The 19,931-nt window shown below is 49.5% G+C and carries 15 protein-coding genes and 1 other RNA gene; 12 read left to right on the top strand and 4 right to left on the bottom strand.

The window, feature by feature from the left end:
- The first annotated feature begins 71 nt into the window (after positions 1-71).
- From LQZ19_RS00980 to LQZ19_RS00965, 4 genes are all read left to right on the top strand, one after another.
- Entirely contained in the window at positions 72-1,109 is a 1,038-nt protein-coding gene (locus LQZ19_RS00980) for an N-acetylmuramoyl-L-alanine amidase family protein (protein WP_411045759.1), read from the top strand.
- Between the two features lie 164 nt (positions 1,110-1,273).
- On the top strand, positions 1,274-1,630 hold the full coding sequence (locus LQZ19_RS00975) for a GerMN domain-containing protein (RefSeq protein WP_411045758.1): 357 nt from the start codon (positions 1,274-1,276) through the stop codon (positions 1,628-1,630).
- 82 nt (positions 1,631-1,712) lie between these two features.
- A complete protein-coding gene (locus tag LQZ19_RS00970; protein ID WP_411045757.1) occupies positions 1,713-2,741 on the top strand; it encodes a flagellar filament outer layer protein FlaA in 1,029 nt (342 codons plus the stop codon).
- A gap of 112 nt (positions 2,742-2,853) precedes the next feature.
- Positions 2,854-4,116, top strand: a complete 1,263-nt coding sequence (locus LQZ19_RS00965; RefSeq protein WP_411045756.1) for a tetratricopeptide repeat protein — start codon at positions 2,854-2,856, stop codon at positions 4,114-4,116.
- A gap of 142 nt (positions 4,117-4,258) precedes the next feature.
- On the opposite strand, the gene ssrA is transcribed toward LQZ19_RS00965, so the two are convergent.
- The 3 genes from ssrA to LQZ19_RS00950 form a co-directional block, all read right to left on the bottom strand.
- Positions 4,259-4,606: a transfer-messenger RNA gene (gene ssrA / locus LQZ19_RS00960) on the bottom strand.
- 144 nt (positions 4,607-4,750) lie between these two features.
- Positions 4,751-5,821 carry an HD-GYP domain-containing protein gene (locus tag LQZ19_RS00955; protein WP_411045755.1) on the bottom strand — a complete coding sequence of 357 codons (1,071 nt, stop codon included), beginning with the start codon at positions 5,819-5,821 and terminating at the stop codon, positions 4,751-4,753.
- Complete coding sequence (locus LQZ19_RS00950; protein ID WP_411045754.1) at positions 5,811-6,185, bottom strand: Hpt domain-containing protein; 375 nt, start codon at positions 6,183-6,185, stop codon at positions 5,811-5,813. The genes LQZ19_RS00955 and LQZ19_RS00950 overlap by 11 nt, the downstream gene beginning before the upstream one ends.
- Before the next feature lie 234 nt (positions 6,186-6,419).
- Here LQZ19_RS00950 and gap point away from each other — a divergent pair, with 234 nt between their 5' ends.
- The 5 genes from gap to LQZ19_RS00925 all read left to right on the top strand — a co-directional run bounded on the left by gap (position 6,420) and on the right by LQZ19_RS00925 (position 14,103).
- The gene (gap, locus tag LQZ19_RS00945) at positions 6,420-7,478 is read left to right on the top strand and encodes a type I glyceraldehyde-3-phosphate dehydrogenase (RefSeq protein ID WP_411045753.1); all 1,059 of its coding nucleotides are present in this window, start codon (positions 6,420-6,422) and stop codon (positions 7,476-7,478) included.
- A 236-nt stretch (positions 7,479-7,714) separates the two neighbouring features.
- Entirely contained in the window at positions 7,715-8,977 is a 1,263-nt protein-coding gene (locus tag LQZ19_RS00940; RefSeq protein ID WP_411045752.1) for a phosphoglycerate kinase, read from the top strand.
- Between the two features lie 132 nt (positions 8,978-9,109).
- Positions 9,110-9,862, top strand: coding sequence for a triose-phosphate isomerase (tpiA, locus tag LQZ19_RS00935; protein ID WP_411045751.1), 753 nt, complete (start codon positions 9,110-9,112; stop codon positions 9,860-9,862).
- A 23-nt stretch (positions 9,863-9,885) separates the two neighbouring features.
- The gene (locus LQZ19_RS00930; protein WP_411045750.1) at positions 9,886-12,699 is read left to right on the top strand and encodes a GAF domain-containing hybrid sensor histidine kinase/response regulator; all 2,814 of its coding nucleotides are present in this window, start codon (positions 9,886-9,888) and stop codon (positions 12,697-12,699) included.
- A 60-nt stretch (positions 12,700-12,759) separates the two neighbouring features.
- A complete protein-coding gene (locus tag LQZ19_RS00925) occupies positions 12,760-14,103 on the top strand; it encodes a citrate/2-methylcitrate synthase (RefSeq protein ID WP_411045749.1) in 1,344 nt (447 codons plus the stop codon).
- Between the two features lie 114 nt (positions 14,104-14,217).
- Here the strand turns inward: LQZ19_RS00925 and fusA are convergent, their stop codons facing one another.
- Positions 14,218-16,305: an elongation factor G gene (gene fusA / locus LQZ19_RS00920; protein ID WP_411045748.1), complete on the bottom strand. Its 2,088-nt coding sequence runs from the start codon at positions 16,303-16,305 to the stop codon at positions 14,218-14,220.
- Positions 16,306-16,394: 89 nt separating this feature from the next.
- Here fusA and LQZ19_RS00915 point away from each other — a divergent pair, with 89 nt between their 5' ends.
- From LQZ19_RS00915 to LQZ19_RS00905, 3 genes are all read left to right on the top strand, one after another.
- A complete protein-coding gene (locus LQZ19_RS00915) occupies positions 16,395-17,480 on the top strand; it encodes a coiled-coil domain-containing protein (RefSeq protein ID WP_411045747.1) in 1,086 nt (361 codons plus the stop codon).
- A gap of 198 nt (positions 17,481-17,678) precedes the next feature.
- Positions 17,679-19,466 (top strand): DNA topoisomerase IV subunit B, encoded by a 1,788-nt coding sequence (locus tag LQZ19_RS00910; RefSeq protein ID WP_411045775.1) that lies wholly within the window; start codon positions 17,679-17,681, stop codon positions 19,464-19,466.
- A 182-nt stretch (positions 19,467-19,648) separates the two neighbouring features.
- Positions 19,649-19,931: caspase family protein (locus tag LQZ19_RS00905; RefSeq protein ID WP_411045746.1), on the top strand; the 283-nt coding region annotated here is incomplete at its 3' end.

The raw sequence follows: 19,931 nt of genomic DNA, 5'->3' as shown, positions 1-19,931 counted from the left end.
CGGGGCGTCACCTATGCGGGAAACTTCATTGCGTAATGCAGTTTTTCGGCGCTTGCCTTTTGCTTTTTTTCATGAATATTTCGCCTAGTCTGTTTTCAGAAGAAGCTGAGGCGGCCTCACCGGCGGCGCTTAGCCTGGAGGAAACCCTAAAAGCACTGGGGGCGGAACTCCGCTGGGATCCCCTGTTCCGGGCCGGAGTCTTATCCGCCGGAGGGCATTTTCTGGCTTTTCAAACCGGAAACGCCGGCGCCCAAGGTATGGCTCTGCTGGATAACCGGGATATACTCACCCTCCCTGTACCCTATCTTGATGGGGGAACCCTGCATTTCCCCGGGGAATTTGTGAGCGCCGCCAAAAAAACCCTGGACGAATATATACAGAATGAACGTTCCCGTTTCCGCATTGCCGCCATCATCGTGGACCCCGGCCACGGGGGCAAGGACAACGGGGCATCCGGGACCCACAATGTTAACGGACGACAGTTCACCCTGGTAGAAAAGGACCTTACCCTCAGGGTTTCCCGGGATCTCCACGCCATGCTCAGCGCCGCCTATCCGGATAAGCAGGTACTCCTCACCCGAAACGCCGATACCTATCCTACCCTGGAAGACCGGGTGGTTATCGCCAATTCGGTCCCCCTCAGGGAGAACGAAGCCATAGTCTTCATATCAATTCACGCAAACGCGTCCTTTAGCAAGGCTGCTCGGGGTTACGAAGTTTGGTACCTCAGCCCGGATTACCGCCGAACCGTTATCGACGAATCAAAGTATACGGATTCCGCCGAGATACGCCATATCCTCAATGATATGATGGAAGAGGAATTCACCACGGAAAGCATCACCATGGCCCAGCTCATTTTGAACCAGTTCAAGGAAACCCTGGGCCCCGTAATCCCGTCCCGGGGCATCAAGGCAGAGGAATGGTTTGTGGTACGTAACGCCCGTATGCCCTCCATACTGGTAGAGCTTGGCTTTGTCACCAACGAAGCCGACGCTCTCCTTATGACCAACGAGACCTACTTGATGAAATTTTCTCAGGCGTTATATAAAGGTATAACTCAGTTTGTCACTGTATTTGAACGTTCCGGAGGATTTATCAGCATCGAATGAAGAGCTTTATCAAGGACTTCCCAGCATCCATCGCAAAATTTCTGCAAAAAAAAGCGCAGCGCCGGCTAATATATCTTTGTCTTCTTGGAATTCTAGCTTTTACCGAATTTTTTATTTTAGGGCTTGTCAGGAGGACCTTTGTATTTTATTCTATAAGTAACAGGATGCAGGTAGTGGAAGACCGTATGGTTTCCCAAACCGGATCCCGGGAAAACGATATTAGCCGGTATGTGGAAGAGGCTTTGTTAGGGCCGGTTTCCCTGGATTCCGCGCCGCTTTTTCCCAAGGGGACCCGGCTTGAATCTTTATTATACCGGGATGGGGTGATATACGCAGACCTTTCAGACTCTGCGGCTCTTGCTCCTCTGGAAGGAGCGGATGTTTTTACCGGTTTATACACTCTTTACGGGGGTATTAAACGGAATTTTTCGTATGTGAAGGATGTCCGATTGTTTATAGCCGGACACGAGGTATATTCTGAAAAATTTCGTGAAAATTTTGCGGGTATTGTCGATATTTAGCCCGAAGAGCGTTGACAAAGAATAGAGAATTCGTATACTTTTTAGTATCTAGTTCTATGATCATTAATGAAAGGAGCAGTGAATGAAAAGGATATTCATTCTAGTCACCGTAGCGTTGTTTACCGCCGGAGCGGTGTTTGCTGACGAAGCCGTATTGATCGATTTCGCCAAACTTGCAGCGGATATCACGGTCAATGATGACAGTGAAGGCGCAAAGCCCAATGAAAACCGGAGGACCATGATGGATTATGGTACCGTAGCCGGCGGCAGCTTCACCACCGAACAAAAACAGGTGATGAAAACATCCCTGGCTATAGCCAATTGGGAAGTTGACCTTGCGTCGTCTTCCCGTACCGTTGGAAATGTTGCCCGGAGTTATACTTCCGAGGCGCCTTCCAAGCAATATGGTACCGTTCTGGGTGTGCGGGTTCATTTCCCCGTAGAACCATTTAATTCCTGGGCTATTATCAGGCCGCCCTTTGATATTCCTGCGTACGAAGCTCAGGCAGAGGTCGATGATGATGGAAATATCCAGCCTGCGGCGGATAACGATTTTACCGGTCCTTCCCGCTTTGAAGATGGGTATGGCGTAGTAAAGAACATTGGGGTCATCAAATCGGTAGCGGTTGATGTTTATGGTCTTAATTTCCCCCATGGCCTTTCTACCATCCTTGTAGATCCCCAGGGAAATAAGAAATCGATATTTATGGGGTATGTCAATTTTGACGGTTGGGGAGAGCTTCGCTGGGAAAACCCTCAATATGTTCAGAATGTACGGAACCGGGATCTGCGTATCTATCCCCTGTATCCTGAAGCAACTCCCTTTGTGAAGTTTGGCGGATTCGTTGTTCAACGGGATGCCGCGAAGGAAGGCGGGGATTTCATCGGTTATTTCAGGGATGTAAAGATCATCTACGATAAAGCGGTTCTTGATACAGACCGGGATATTGATGATGAGTCTCTCTGGGGCATAATTCGGGATAGGGAAACTGCGAAAAAAGTATACGAAATGGAACAGTTTGGACACAATCAGGTACTGCGATATCTGGAGAACCAGAAGCAAGCTACCGAGAATTCCTTTACTCCGGCGCCCGCTACGGAAGAGCAATAAGTTCGGTGAGGGGCTCCCAATGCTTGGTTAGAGTCCACTAGGATTTGTTTAACTGTTCGGAAAATTGTAATGATTTTCCGGACAGTTTTTTTTTCAGCTAAGGAAAACATTGATGGAAAAAACCAAATTTCCTGATCGTCATCTCCTTCAGGAACAGTATGAACGACACAGCGAGGCAATGGTCAATGTCACCAAGGAATTACGGGAATTAATAGAACAGGCGGTTCAGGAACTTCCTTCTCCTCCCACGATTAAGGGCAGGCCAAAGGATTTTACCAGTTTTTTTAAAAAGTATATCCGCATCCTTAACAGCCAATCCACGGAATTTCAGACAAAAATTTCCGTAAAAGATGGAATGCCCCGAATTACCGACCTGATAGGCATCCGCATTGTATGTCCCTTTCTTGAAGAAGTTGATACCGTCGGGGTTCTTCTGACAAAGATTTTTGATATTGTTGAAATTGAAAAGAAGGGATCCAACTATTCTTTTAAAGAATTTGGGTATGAATCTACCCATATTCTGGTAAAAATTCCCGAAAAATTAACAGAAAAGTATGGCGATTGTGGTTGTGATGTTGCGGAGGTTCAAGTTCGTACCATACTTCAAGATGCCTGGGCCGAAGTGGAGCACGAACTGGTTTATAAGGCCGAATTTACACCCTTTGACGAACCGATGAAGCGTAAACTTGCAGCCATAAATGCAAATCTCTCTCTGGCGGATATTATTTTTAAGGAAATTAGGGCCTATCAGCGGCAATTAAACGAAGAATTTGGGAAACGTCGCTATTCTTTTTTCAAAAAGATAGAAGACGCCACGGATTCTCTTTTATTTGACACCGGGGATCAGGAAGAACAAATGGACGGGATCCCCGCAGAATTCAGTATCGGGGTTACGGATAGTGCATCCATGGACGATCTCCTCTTGAATGCCCTTTACGCCCATAATAAAAACCAGTTTAACGAGGCAATCTATTTTTACAGCCGTATTCTGGAAATGAACCCCGATAGCTCGGTCTGCGCCCTGGTCCACAAGCACCGGGGGATGGCTAATTTTGCCCGGTCCAATTACGAAGATGCGGTAGAAGATTTTACTCAATCCCTGAAACTGGACCCTAAGTCCTACAAGTCGGCCTATTACCGGGGTTTGGTCAGGGCGGTACGCCAGCAATATTCAGAGGCGGTGGACGATTTTACCCTGTCCATCAATATAAACCCCTACCAGCACTACTGCCTATACCGCAGGGGCCAGGCCTATTATCACCTGGGCGATTTACCCCAAGCTTTGGCGGACTGCGAATCTTCTTTGGTTCTGGACCCCGATTCGCGATCGGCCCAACAGTTCAAGGAAATTCTGCGAAAAAAACTGAAAATGTAGGTGGCGGGAGTCGAACCTTCGGGTCTTTTTGGCAAAGACCCCGCTGCGGCCCTACGCACTTGCTTGGGCCGAAGCGGGGCAAGACAGGGGTTCGATTCCATTTGGATTTGGGTTCTGTCGATTAAGATTTACGGTGAGAAAAAATTGGAGGTGAGGGGAATCGAACCCCTGTCCTAATACGCGAACTACAAGCGTCTACAAGTTTAGCCGTGAATTGTTTTGTCGGGGTAGGCTTGGCTTCACGGCGGGCGGCCTGTCCGTATTCCGGGAGTTTCTCGCCGCAGCCCGTCCGGAACCGGGAATTGGCCAGCCTCGATTGCGACGGAAAGCCGGTCCCTCAAGGCGGCGGGGCCGGGTTCCGCGCTCTACTGCTTACGCAGCGAAAGCGTAACTGTCGTTGTTGGCAGTTAAAATTTTGCCGAATCAGGAGATCGGCGCTCCACCTGCAGCTTGCACCCCGAACCGTACCAGTCGAAACCGGTGCACCCCCGAGTCTTAGTATAGTATACGCCTTTTAAGGTATTGTATGCAAGTATCGAATTCAACCACGGACCACACAAACAAAGACGCTAATGTAATATACATGCATTAATTAGTCTGTGTGGTCCGTGGTTATTCCTAATTTGGAAGGCTGCTACTGGTTATTTCGGGAAATCGCCTGAAATTTATCTTGTATCTGTATTACCGCATCGGTGAGTACCGGGTCAAACTGGGTTCCCTTGCCTTCTACGATGATGTGAATGGCATCGTCATAGGACATGGCGGACTTGTAAACCCGGGCGCAAACCAGAGCGTCGTACACGTCCGAAAGGGCAGCTATCCGGGCGGCCAGGGGGATATCGTAGCCCTGGAGACCCTGGGGATAACCCTTGCCGTCAAACCGTTCATGGTGGCTGTAGGCTATGCTTCGGCAGTGCAGGAGGTAAATGGAATCCTTGTCCTTTACGGCGGTCATCATTTCTTCAATAATATTCTTCCCAACAATCGTATGGGTTTTCATAATGTCATATTCGTCCGGGTCCAGTTTCCCCGGCTTGAGGAGTATCTTATCGGGGATGCCAATTTTCCCCACATCGTGGAGGGCCATGGACTTGGTGATTATTTCGGGCTGCATACCCCGGAGCTCAGCGGCGTATTCCGACTCGGATTCCAGGAGATACTCCACCAGGGCTTTACAGAAGAACTGGGTCCGCTTGACGTGGCTGCCGGATTCCAGGTTCCGGTATTCAATGATATTCGCCAGAGCTTGAAGGGTATTATCCAGGGTAGCGGTGGCTTCGGCGGTCTTTTCGGCCACCATATCTTCCAAACTGTCGCTGTAATTTTTCAGTTCAAGCTGGTTCTTTACCCGGAGCTTGACGATTTCCTCATTGAAGGGCTTATTGATAAAATCCACCGCACCGGCGGCCAAGCCCTCGCTTTCGTTATCCGAAGTGGTGATGAAAATAACCGGAATCCGCTTGAGGGCCTTATCGGATTTCATAACTTCAAGCAATTCATATCCATTCATTTCAGGCATAAAAACATCAAGAAGAATGATCTTTGGGAGAACATCGGTTTTATGCAGCCTATCCAGCGCTTCAACCCCGTTGCTGGCGGTCATGATGTTATAATCATCCTTGAGGATTTCCTCCAGGATCATAACATTCATATCAACATCGTCAACAACCAGTACGGTTGGAAGGTTATTGATACTATCCGCCATATTTTGCTATTACCTCATCAAGGAGAACTAACGTTTCGGCAAAACATTTTCTAATTAATTCCTGGGTACCGGTATCCAGGGCGCCGGCCTTTATTTGGGCTTCAATTTCCACGGTTTGTTTATAAAGCTCCGTTAAGGCCAAATTGGCAGCAATACCCTTAAGGGTATGTATTGAAACCTTAGCTTTTTCATAGTCCCCGGCGGCTACATAGTTCAAGGTTTCGTCCAGAGAACCGGCGTTATCGGTCTTAAATTTGTTTAAAAGCTTTGCAAAGAGTTTACCGTTGTTTATAACTCTTTTTAGCCCCTCGTCAATATTGATATAAACTGCACCGCTGGCGCCGGTAATAACATTTTCAGCCATTCCTTCCCCCAAAATAACCCCGTAGGGTTGAAATTTTAATGCAACCATATACAGCATAGCCTTTTATCGATGATCCGTCCATACCCAGTATTGTACCACAGGACTTGGCTTTTCCGCAAGCTCTTCCGGAAATAGCTTAATTTTTTCATTCTGCCTTCATTTAATAGACTCCCCACTTGTTTTTTTTTTTAATTTCCTCTAAAGTAGGTATATAATTATCTATTGGAGGTTTTGATGAAAATAGCTATTAACGGCTTTGGTCGTATTGGCCGTCTGGTGTTCCAGGCCCTTGTGGGTCAGGGACTTCTTGGAAAAGATAAGATCGATGTGGTAGCGGTGGTGGATATTTCCACCGATGCGAAATATTTTGCCTATCAGCTTAAATATGATTCTACCCAAGGCCAGATGAAAGCGGATATTGGTACCGATGGTGACGATGTGCTTGTGGTAAATGGCCACAAAATCAAGTGCCTGAATGGTAAATCCGTGTCCGGTATCTCCGAATTGCCCTGGAAAAGCCTGGGGATTGACTATGTTATCGAATCCACCGGCCTCTATACTAACGAAAAAGCCTATGGACATATCGAAGCGGGGGCCAAAAAGGTCATTATTTCCGCTCCCGCCAAATCCGGCGACGATTCCAAGCCCATTAAAACCTTTGTCATTGGGGTAAATAACGAAGAATACGATCCTTCCAAGCATCATGTCCTTTCTAATGCAAGCTGTACCACAAACTGTCTTGCGCCTCTGGTGCATGTTCTTCTGAAAGAAGGGTTTGGTATTGAAACTGGTCTTATGACCACCATCCACAGCTTAACGGCGACCCAGAAAACCGTGGACGGCGTTTCCGCCAAGGACTGGCGGGGCGGCCGGGCGGCTGCGGAAAACATCATCCCCTCCACCACCGGCGCGGCCAAGGCGGTTGGGGAAGTGCTTCCCTCCACTAAGGGTCATCTTACCGGTATGTCCTTCCGGGTACCCACCCCCACGGGCTCCGTAGTAGACCTGACCTTCCGGTCCGTCAAGGAAACTTCCATCCAGGAAATCGACGCGGCCCTCAAAAAGGCCAGCGAGACCTACCTCAAGGGTATCCTGCAGTACGCCAATGAGGAAATTGTTTCCCGGGACATTATTCACAATCCCAATACCTCAATTTATGACAGCCTTGCCACCCTCCAGAACAATCTCCCCGGGGAGAAGCGGTTCTTCAAGGTAGTTTCCTGGTACGACAATGAATGGGGCTATTCCAACAAGGTTGTGGATCTCCTGAAGTATATCGACAGCAAAAAGTAAGGTTAACAAAGCAGGAATTTGGAGGCTCCGACCCGCAGCGGGCGGGGCCTTTTTTACTTTAGAGAAGATGAAGATAAACCACGGAGGGTACAGAGATTGCACAGAGGACACGAAGGGAAGAAAGGGGATTATCAATTTTTTTCTCCCGATTTTCTCATTTTGTATATTTCTCTGTGATCTCTGTGTTCTTCCCTCTGTGTTCTCTGTGGTTAAATTAATTTTATTCGGAGGTTAAAATGATAAAAACAGTAAAAGATGTAGATCTTAAGGGCAAACGGGTGATCATGCGGGTGGACTTCAATGTCCCCATGAAAGACGGCGTTGTCCAGGACGATACCCGTATCACCGCGGCTATTCCCACGATCAAATACATCCTGGACCAGGGGGTAAAGACCCTGACCCTGATGAGCCACCTGGGCGACCCTTCCAAGGATGCGAAAAAGGCTAAGGAAAAGGCGGAAAAAGACGGTAAGACCTTTGACGAAGTTGCCTATATTAGGGGTAAGCACCGGATAGCGCCGGTGGCCGCCTATCTGGAAAAAAAGCTGGGCAAAAAAGTTGTCTTTGCCGGTGAAGATTCGGACTACGGAAAGAAAGCCTTCATTGATGGACAGCCCGCCGGTACGGTGATCATGCTGGAAAACACCCGGTTCCACAAAGAAGAGACATCCAAGGAAGCGGCGGACCGGGATAAGCTGGCCAAGGAACTGGCTTCCTATGGAGATATCTTTGTTAACGATGCTTTCGGCACCGCCCACCGGGATCACGCCTCCACCGCATCCATCGCCAAATTCGTACCTGTTTCGGTGGCGGGCTTCCTCATGGAAAAAGAAGTTAACTACCTGGAACCCATCGTTACCAGCCCTCAGAAACCGCTGGTGGCCATCATCGGCGGCGCTAAGGTTTCCTCCAAGATTGCGGTTTTGGAAAGCCTTCTGAAGAATGCCGGTGCATTGGTGATTGGCGGCGGCATGGCTTACACTTTTCTTAAGGCCCAGGGCCATAAGGTGGGGAAGTCCCTGATTGAAGATGAACAGTTGGATACCGCAAAGCAGATCCTGGCAGCCGCACAGAAAAGCGGCGTCGACATTGTGCTTCCGGTGGATCATGTGGCGGCCGAAACCTTTGACCCCGCTGCCAAACCGGTAGCCGTGGACAGCTTGGATCTCCCGGATAATCTTATGGGCCTGGATGTGGGCCCCAAGACGGTAGCGAAATACAAGGACGTACTTGCCAAGGCTAAAACCATAGTCTGGAACGGCCCGGTTGGGGTCTTTGAGTTCGACGCCTTTGCCAAGGGTACCGAATCGGTGGCCAAGCTCGTAGCGGAAGCCACCGGCCGGGGCGCCATTACCGTAGTAGGCGGCGGAGACTCCGTAGCGGCGGTAAACAAGTTCGGCCTCGCCGACAAAATGAGCCACGTTTCCACCGGCGGCGGCGCTTCACTGGAATTACTGGAAGGCAAAAAGCTGCCCGGTATCGAAGTAACCCGCGGGTAAGAAAAGAGGGAAGATATAGAAACCACAAAGGCGCACAAGGCGCAAAGGGGAATTTAAATTTTTTTTATTCCTATACTTATTCGCCTTCTGTGCCTTTGCGGTAAAAATTTTTTATATTAATAGGAGTTAATCATGAGCAGAACTTACTACATTGCGGGAAATTGGAAGATGCATAAGACACGGTCGGAGGCGGCGGAGCTTGCAAAGGCTCTGGTGGCCCAGCTTAAGGACGGTAAACACAAGTACCTGGTAGCCCCGACCTTTACCAGCATTGAAACTGTTGCAGCAATTGTGAAGGGCAGCAATATCCGTTTAGGCGCCCAGAACATGGCCGCCGAAGAACAGGGCGCCCATACCGGGGAAGTTTCGGTGTTGCAGCTGAAGGACCTGGGAGTCCAGACGGTGATCCTGGGGCACAGTGAAAGGCGCCATGTCTACAAGGAAGATGACGCCCTGATAAACAAAAAGGTAAAGCTGGCCCTGCAGCACGGCCTTGAGGTGATCCTCTGCGTAGGGGAACTCCTTTCGGAACGGGAAGCGGGCAAGGCGGAAGCGGTATGCGAGACCCAGACTGTCAAGGGGCTTGAGGGTGTGGCTGCAAAGGATCTTCCCAGTATCGTTATCGCCTATGAACCGGTGTGGGCCATTGGGACCGGCAAGACCGCTACCCCGGAGGACGCCGACGCTATCCATGCGTATATCCGCAAGGTGGTGGGAAAACTTTACGGGGAAGCCGAAGCCCAGAAGATCATTATCCAGTACGGCGGATCGGTTAAGGCTGATAACGCCGCATTGCTTATGGCTAAAGAAAATATTGATGGCGCATTGGTAGGGGGAGCCGCCCTTAAAGCGGACAGCTTCGTGCCCATAGCAAAATTCAGTTAAACCAATTTTAATAAGATGGCGCTATGATTCGACTAAAAGGGCTGAAAAAAATATTTTACGGAAATACTGCGGTGATTCTTTTTTCCGCAGCGGCCTTTTTAGTTTTGATAATTTCTATCTACGCCAGTGTTCTAATAGGTTCACTTTCGATCTATCTGCGGGAAACTATTAAAGAACGGCTTATGGCCAACGGCCGCGAAGCCGCCAAATTAATCAGCCCGGAAGAATTGGCGGAGCTGGTGGTTCCCGCTGATATGGAAAAACCCCTCTATGCCGATGTCCGCCAGCGGCTCATCCGGTACGGTAAAGAAACCAAGGTACTTTATGTATATTTTTATCGGATAACTGAAGATAATATGACACAGCCCATTGTGGACAATGATGAGACTGAAGAGGCCTATGACCTGAATTCTGAATTTATGGAAACGGAGTCCATGGTTCTGCGGGTATATCAGGAAGGCGTCACGGTTACCACCCCATTGGGGAAGTATTCCATCGGGTTTGGCGGGCTTCTTTCGGCATTTTCTCCCATATTTGATAATACCGGAAAGGTAATCGGCGTTGCAGGGGTAGACATCCCTGATGAACGGCTCTTGAAAACCGTGATCCACAGTGTGGCCCTCTCAGCTTTACTATTTATTTCCCTGGCCTTTCTTATCACTTCCGGATTTATTAGTCTTTCCGTCTATAAGAGGAAGGAACAGGAATCCTCCAAGCAGTTTAGGCAGCAGGTGGTGATGACGGATCTGGCGCGGCATTTCATCTCTACCAATGTGGATACCTCCGGGCTCATTAACGAAGCCCTAAGAATTACCGGCGTATTTTTGGATGTTACCAGGATGCTTGTGGGGGTGGCCGAACCGGATTCGGAGATAAGCCACGCCGCCTATGTCTGGTGCGTTGCCGATGAGATTGTTACGGTCCCCGATGCGGAGGGGCTCAATGAACTCATTAATAGTTTCCCCCGGCAGCAGCCTGCGGATGGTTCTGTTCCCATGATCGTCTGCAACAATATTCATGCGGAGCCGCGTTTTGAGGTCATGGAAAAAGTTAAGGTTAAATCTTTTATCATGGTTCCCCTCTATGTGGACGGCCAGTACTGGGCGGTATTGAGCGTAGAAGAATGTTTGGGGGAACGGGTCTGGAGCGAGGGTGACAAACAGCTTGTTCACACCGTATGCAGCGTTATTGCCGGTAGTGTAGGCAGGGACCGCCGGGAACGGGAACGGGACGCCGCTCTGGAACAGGCGGAAAAGGCCAGCAAAGCCAAGACCGATTTCCTGGCAAACATGAGCCATGAGATACGTACCCCCATGAACGCCATCATCGGTATGACATCTATTGCCAAGGCATCTTCTGATTATGAAAAAAAAGAATACTGTCTGAATAAGATCAGCGAAGCTTCCACCCATTTATTAGGGGTCATCAACGATATTCTGGATATGTCAAAGATTGAAGCCAATAAATTTGATCTTTCCCCGGATGAATTTGTCTTTGAAAAGCTGTTACAAAAGGTAGTGAATGTAATTAATTTCCGGGTGGAGGAAAAGAACCAGATTTTAACAGTTCATTTTGATAAAAATATTCCCCGGTCATTTTATGGAGACGATCAGCGTCTTGCCCAGGTGATAGCAAATCTGCTTTCAAATGCCGTAAAGTTTACCCCCGAATTTGGAACCATTAAGCTGGATACCCAGTTTGAAAAAAAAGAGGGTATCATTTATACCATCCGCGTCAGCGTTACCGATTCCGGCATCGGAATAAGCCCGGAACAACAGTCCCGGCTTTTCTCGTCCTTTGAGCAGGCGGAAACCGGTACGTCCCGCAAATTCGGTGGAACCGGCCTGGGATTGGCCATTTCGAAGCGTATTGTGGAGATGATGGGTGGTACGATCTGGATTGAGTCGGAACTGGGAAAAGGCGCGGCATTTATCTTTACGGTGAAGCTTGAATTAGGGTCGGATCATCAGGAGAGCCTCCTCAGTCCCGGAATAAACTGGAAAAATTTGCGAGTCCTCGCCGTGGATGATTCCGAGGATATTCGTGTCTATTTCTCGGAGTTCGCAGAAAGACTGGGCTTTAACTGTGAGACCGCCGCTTCCGGGGAAGGTGCTATGGTACTTATCGAAAAGAACGGCCCCTACGATATGTATTTTATTGACTGGAAAATGCCCGGTATGAATGGTATTGAACTTTCCCGCTGGATAAAAGAAAAAGCATCCCCGCAGAATCAACAGAACAATGACACTCTCTCAAAATCCGTAGTAATAATGATTTCCGCAACAGAATGGAACACCATAGAGGATGAAGCGAAAAAAGCCGGGGTTGACAAGTTCCTTCCAAAACCCCTGTTCCCGTCTGCCCTGGCGGATATCATTAACCAGTGTTTGGGGAAAAATACTATTGTTGCGGCAGCTGAATCTGAAAAAACGGTGGTGGATAATTTTAGCGGCCGTCATATCCTGCTGGCGGAGGACGTGGAGATAAACCAGGAGATTGTTATCGCCCTTCTGGAACCCACATCCATTATGATAGACTGCGCCGGGAATGGCGCCGAGGCGCTGCGGATATTCTCCGGTGATCCGGCGAAGTACGACATCATTTTTATGGATGTCCAGATGCCTGAAATGGACGGTTACGAAGCTACCAGAAGAATTCGCGCTTCCGGGCTTCCCAATGCTGATAGTATCCCCATCGTTGCCATGACCGCCAATGTATTTAGGGAAGATATTGATAGATGCCTTGCGGCGGGTATGAACGATCATGTCGGAAAACCACTGGATTTTGAGGAAGTTCTGGCAAAATTGCGGCTGCACCTGGATAAAAAAAGATCCTAAGTATTGTATAAAGATACCAAATCTACTATAATCCTTGTATAAATATACGTGGAGGCTCTGATGTCAAGTATCAAGGAATACCTTTCTGAAATAACAGGAAATGATTATATCGATTCCGAGTTATATACACGGTTTAACGTAAAACGGGGACTTCGCAATGCCGACGGAACCGGGGTATTGGTAGGACTTACCAGGATAGGGGATGTCCATGGTTATATTCTGGATGAGGGGGAAAAGACCCCCGTGGTAGGCAAGCTCTTTTACCGGGGCATTGATGTGGAGGAACTGGTCACCAATGCCGCCGCCGAAGGACGCTTTGGCTTTGAAGAGACGGTCTACCTCCTCATGTTCGGAGTACTTCCTAACAAGGAGCAGCTCACTAATTTCAGCACCCTCCTAGGGGATAAGCGGGTCCTGCCGGCGAATTTTGCCGAGGACAGTATCATGAAAGCCCCTTCTCGCGACATTATGAATAAGCTTGGCCGTTCTGTGTTAACCCTCTATTCCTGGGATAATGATCCGGAAAACCTGTCCCCGGAAAATGTACTCCGCCAATGTATTGAACTCATAGCTCAGTTTCCTACCATTGTGGCATATTCCTATATGGCTAAAAAACATTACTACGATCATGAAAGCCTGATCATCCATCTGCCGGCATCTTCCTGCTCAACCGCGGAAAGTGTCCTTTCCCTGATCCGGCCGGATCAGCAATTTACCAAGTTGGAAGCAGAAACCCTGGATCTGGCCTTGATCCTCCATGCCGAGCACGGAGGGGGAAATAATTCTACCTTTGCGGTACACCTGGCTTCTTCCGCAGATACGGATACCTATGCGGCGCTCACCACGGGTATCAATTCCCTCAAGGGCTTTAAGCACGGCGGGGCTAATATTAAGGTCGTCCGAATGATGGCGGATTTAAAAAAGCATGTTAAGCAATGGGACAATGTTGGGGAGGTAGCGGACTATTTGGGGGATGTACTCCGTGGAGAAGCCTATGATCATACCGGATTGATCTATGGCATAGGCCATGCGGTCTATACCATTTCAGATCCCCGGGCGGTGCTTCTGCGGAATAAGGCCGCTAAGCTGGCGGAAGAAAAGAACCTCATGGATGAATTCAACCTATATCTCCTTATTGAAAGGATCGTTCCCGAGGTTTTTAGGAAGGTAAAGGGTTCGGAGAAGGATATTTGCCCCAACGTAGACTTCTATTCCGGTTTTGTGTACGGTATGCTGGGCATACCGGAAGAACTTTATACCCCTATCTTTGCGGTAAGCCGCGTGGCAGGCTGGTGCGCCCACCGTATGGAGGAAATAGTATCCGGCGGCAGGATAATACGGCCCGCCTATAAGTGCGTCCAGAAGCGTCTTGGCTATGTGCCTATCTCCGGACGGGAAGAGTAGTCATCAAATATGTATTGACAACAGGCACATATTGCGGTATCTGGGAGGTATCAGTAGTGCCCGCAATGGCGGCCAGCGCGGTATATCGGGAACTGACCGCGCTGGTCTTCCCATTTATTCCTCCTCCTCCTTCACCCTGAAGGCTTCTGACGCCTTGATCACATCTTCGGCGATACGGCCTGATATGGGCGCGTAGTGGTCAAACCCCACGCTGAAGGAGCCGGTGCCGCTGGTGATGGAACGCAGGTCTATGGAGTAGCGCAGCAGTTCCGCCAAGGGAACCTGGGCGCGGATCTCTTCGATACCGCCGCCCAGTGAATCCTGTCCGAGGATCTTACCCCGTTTACCCGAAAGATCGGACATAACATCCCCCAGATATTTTTCTTCCACAAAGACCGTAAGGTTATTGACGGGTTCTAGCAGGGTAGGGGCGGCCTGGCGCATGGCTTCCCGAAAGGCGTTCCGGGCGGCAAGTTTAAAGGCCAATTCCGAAGAATCTACGGGGTGGTATTTACCATCAACAATCTTAACTTCCACGTCCACCACGGGATAACCCGCCATGGTACCCGCTGCCATCCCTTCCACGACCCCCTTCTCAACTCCGGGGATATAGTTCTTGGGGATGGATCCGCCAAAGATGGCGTTGACAAACTGATAATTTTCACCCCGTTTGAGGGGGGCAATTTCCAGCAGTACCTTGCCGTACTGGCCGTGACCGCCGGTTTGCTTTTTGTGGGTGTATTCGGCATTGGACTTCTTGGTAATGGTTTCCCGATAGGCTACCCGGGGAACGTGGGTTTCCACTTCTATCTTCTGATTTTGCTTTATCCTGTCTAAAATAATATTCACCTGAAGCTCACCCATGCCGGAGATTACCGTTTCCTTGGTTTCCGCATTAAACTGATACCGGAAAGTATGGTCTTCATCCGCAGCCCGGACGAGGAATTCCCCAAGCTTATCGTCATCCTTTTTGGCCGCCGCATTTACCGCCACCGAATGGACCGGTTCCGGAAGCCGCAGGGACAGGAACTTGAAGCCCGAATCGACGGCGCTAATGGTATCATTTGTTCTGAGGGTCGGCGATTTAGATACAATCCCCACATCCCCGGCGAAAAATTCCTTGACCTCCTCCAGTTTCTTTCCTACGCAGGTATATAATTTGCCTATCCGTTCTTTCTTATTTTCCGAAACATTATAAGCCTCCGATTCGGCGGCCAGCTTGCCCGTAATAACCTTGATCCAGGATAGTTTACCCGAAAACTGGTCGTAGGTAGTCTTAATAACCAGGGCGGAAAGGGGTTTTTCCGAATCGATGGGTATTTCTTTTTGATTTCCTTCCCCATCCAGAACCACATCCTTTGCCGTATTGGGGGTGGGGCTGACTTCGGCGAGAAAATCCAGGAAGGACACGAGGCCGGAATTTTTAAGGGCCGACCCGGCAAAGGCAGGAACTATTTTATGATCCGCCAAGGCCTCAATAAGCCCCTTGTAAATCTCCTCCGCTTCCAGAGCGCCCTTATTGATATAATGCTCCATTAGGGTATCATCCCCCTCAGCGGCGGCTTCAATAAGCCGTTCACGGGCGGCAGCGACGGCTTCTTTAAACTCAGCGGGGATGGCGCCCTCTTTTTCTAAGCCCCCGCCCTGGTCAACAAACCAGGCTTTTTCGTGCAATACGTCGATAACCCCGGTAAAGGCAGGGCCTACACCCATGGGTAGGCTTAAAGGCACCGGATCTACCTTGAATTTCTCTTTTATATCAACCAGGACCTTGTCAAAATCGGCACGCTCTTCGTCCAACTTGGTAATGTAGAAGCCCCGGGGCTTTTTGCGGCCCTCCAAATTGCGCCAAAGTTTGACCGTCTCAATCTGGACACCGGAACGGCCGTCTATGGTCAGAACGGCAAATTCCGAGGCGCGGAAAGTGAGGATCACATCCCCAACAAAATCCGAAGATCCGGGGGTATCAAAAATATTGATCTTCTTACCATTCCGATTAATATGGGCCAATGCGGCATGGATGGATATCTTTCGTTCAATTTCCTCCGGGCTGGAGTCCCCCACGGTCTTTCCGGATTCGACGGTTTCGGGCTTAGGCAGCGCGTTACCGGCAAAGAGAAGCCGTTCAAAAAGGGTTGTTTTGCCGGTCCCACCATGGCCGGCTATGGTGACATTTTTGATAAGATCCGTGGTATAACTCATGACACTCTCCTTGGTGTATTTTAGACAAGTCTATCATGAATCGGTAAGAGCGGATTGTCAAGAAAAATGTCTAAGCGTATAGTAAATACATGGATGAAAGAAAAAAATCTATTCGTGAACTGGAAGAAAAGCGGCAGGAAACCCAGGGAACCATAAACGAGATATTGGTAAAACTTGGGGAAAACCTTCTTATCCGCTTGGACAAGGAAGGGGATGGGTATTTTATCGGTGAAGTAAAGGAATATCGTCGTATTCTCGGAGAAATCTCCGATTCGGAAGAAAGTATCAGAATTATAGAAGCGGATATTCTTCGTTTGAAGGATTTGGAAGGGGAAATAAACGAAACGGAGAAGATACATTCCTCAAAAAACAAGGAATTATCGGTACTATACGCCCGTTTAGGGGCTGCGGTCTTAGAAACCGATGCTGCGGCGTTCTTCAAAGTACAGGCGGATACCTTGGTCCAAAAGATTCAGTCCCTGGAAGACCGGCTGAGGGAACTTGATGAGGGAAAACATATAAATATTTTTACCTGGATCGGTAATAATACCCAGGGGATGGTGCTCCGTTCGATGGTATCAAAAAGCCAGGCTGGTTTGGAACGGGTTTATATAGCGGCGGGAGAAAAAATTTCCTCCCCGGGCGCCCAGGAAATGGCGGAGGATCAATATAATCCCCTTGTCATGGAAATTCTGGATCGGGTTTCCACTATGCGGCAGGAACTTACGGAGCTTAACCAATCCCTTGGCCAACTGCGGAGTGAACGTCGAAAAATAAACGACGCTCTCATCCCGGTAAAGAAAACCAAGGACCTGGAACGGCATATTATCCATGCCCGGGAACAACTCCTGAGTCTATATGTCCGCTTCGGCGCCCATTTCACCGATACAGTAGAGGATGAATCCGCTTCGGAAAGGACCTTGTTAAGGGATGGGGATAAGGCTGTTCTGGAAAAGATCCGGAAGCTGCGGGAAGAAATAGCTGAATATGACGCGAGTATTGAAAAATTGAGGGCATCCCTTCTTATTGATGAGGCTAGGGATGGCATAGACAGGATGGAAAAGTCTATAACGGCTCACCGGCAGCGTATTGCCGCCAGTGAGGACGCTATTACCGGTTTGGAAAAACAGATTGAAGAATCGAACCGGCGTATACAAGAACTGATGAAGATATAAGGAATCATTGTGGCAAAAAAAGTACAAGCAAAAAAAACCGACAAACCGGGAAAGGGTCTGGCCGCACGGGCGGCTGAGATAAAGGCACAGGCGGCAAAAACACCGCCTTCAACAAAGGCGGCGCTTAAGGCCCCTGCTAAAGGGGCGGGAAAGGCGTCCGCCAAGGGAGGGGGCGCCGGGGTTTACGACGAGTCTAAAATCAAGACCCTCTCATCCCTGGAACACATCCGTCTGCGGACCGGTATGTATATAGGCCGCCTGGGGGACGGTTCCAATCCCGATGACGGTATCTATGTGCTCCTCAAGGAAGTTATTGATAACGGCATAGACGAGTTTATCATGGGAAACGGAAAACTTATCGAGGTGTCGGTTAAGGACGGAAGCGCAAAGATACGGGACTATGGCCGGGGTATACCCCTGGGCAAGCTGGTGGAATGTGTTTCGGTGATCAATACCGGGGCCAAGTATAACGATGATGTGTTCCAGTTTTCCGTGGGGCTAAACGGCGTCGGTACCAAGGCGGTGAACGCCCTGTCTTCCCACTTCCGTGTACTTGCCATTCGTGACGGCCAATATGCGGAAGCGGTTTTTGAACGGGGCGCCCTGAAATCCCAGCGAAAGGGCAAGCTGAAGGACAAGCAAAAAGACGGTACCTATGTGGAGTTTACCCCGGATGCGGATATCTTTGGGGAATACCAGTTCAACCTGGAATTTATCGAACGGCGTATGCAGAACTACGCCTACCTCAACACGGGGCTTACCCTTAACCTCAACGGCAAATCCTATATGTCCCAGCACGGCCTCCACGATCTTCTTACGGAAGAAATCGGTGATGACGGTATCTATCCCATCGGTTACTATAAGGGGGAACATCTGGAGCTTGCCTTTACCCATGCCTCGGGGGACAATCACTACGGGGAGGAATATTTTTCCTTTGTGAACGGCCAGTTCACCTCCGACGGGGGAACCCATCTTTCCGCTTTTAAGGAAGGGTTTCTCAAGGGTATACAGACTTTTTTCAAAAAAGATTATCGCAGCGAGGATATACGGGAGGGAACAACCGCGGCAGTCGCCGTAAAACTGAAGAGCCCGGTATTCGAAAGCCAAACCAAAAACAAGCTGGGGAACTCGGATATACGCGGCTGGGTGGTCCAGGAAGTTAAGGATGCGGTGGAGGACTGGCTCCACAAGAACGGCGAGGCTGCCAAGAAACTGGAACTGAAGATCATCGCCAACGAAAAACTGCGGACCGAGCTCAATGTGGTCAAGAAGGAAGCCCGGGAGGCGGCTAAAAAAATCACCCTGAAGATACCAAAACTGAAGGATTGTAAGTTCCATCTTGAGGACGGTGATAAGGGGGAAAACACCATGCTCTTCCTTACCGAAGGAGATTCCGCCTCGGGGTCCATGGTTTCAAGCAGGGATGTGATGACCCAGGCGCTCTTCTCCCTCCGCGGAAAGATCGAAAATATGTACGGTAAAAAACGGGCGGCGATCTACAAAAACGAAGAGCTGTACAATATGATGATGGCCCTGGGCATTGAAAGCGATGTCTCCGGTCTCCGTTATGCGAAGATCGTTATCGCCACCGATGCGGACTTCGACGGCTTCCATATCCGCAACCTTTTGCTCACCTTTTTCCTTTCCTACTTTGAGGAACTGGTTACCAACGGCAGGGTATTCATTCTGGAGACCCCGCTCTTCCGGGTACGGACAAAGAAAGAGACCCGGTACTGTTACAACGAAAAGGAACGGGATGAGGCCACCGCCGCCTTGGGCAGCCAGAGCGAAGTAACCCGCTTCAAGGGCCTGGGAGAAATAAGCCCCAAGGAATTCGGTCAGTTTATCGGCGAAGATATACGGCTGGTTCCCGTATCGATAAGCACCCTCAAGGCGGTGCCCCAGGTACTCAACTTCTATATGGGAAAAAATACCCCGGAACGGCGGGACTATATTATGAAGAATCTGATAGATGATGCGGGGTAATGGAAAAACCGCAAAGGCGCAGGAGGCGAAAAGGGAAAGATACATAGGGATCTTTTTTTCCTTTTCGCCTTTGTGCGCCTTCGCGGTTATATTTCTTTATCTATGCTTAGTCTAAATTGAGAATTATTGACAGGGATCCTCATAATCTTTACAAGCCCTCTAATAGGGGGTATCCTATTCCCATGAAAAAAGTGATGGTACTTATGGCGCTGGCCTTCCTTCCCCTGGCCTTAGGGGCGCAGCAGAAGTTTGCCCTGGTGATTGGGAACGGGGCGTATACCTCGGTTACCCGGCTGAACAATCCGGTGAATGACGCCAACGATATGAAGGCCGCCCTGCAGGGCCTGGGCTTTCAGGTGGACCTGCTGCTGAACGGCGCCCAGGCCCAGATGGAGGCTGCCGTGGTCCGCCTGGGGCGGCAGCTTGCCGCGGCGCCGGGCTCCTACGGCCTGTTTTTCTACGCCG

Source organism: Treponema primitia (genome assembly GCF_046533075.1).
Lineage (GTDB): Bacteria > Spirochaetota > Spirochaetia > Treponematales > Breznakiellaceae > Termitinema > Termitinema primitia_B.
The sequence above is the reverse complement of the archived record's forward strand: the minus strand, read 5'-3'. Positions and strand labels throughout refer to the sequence as shown.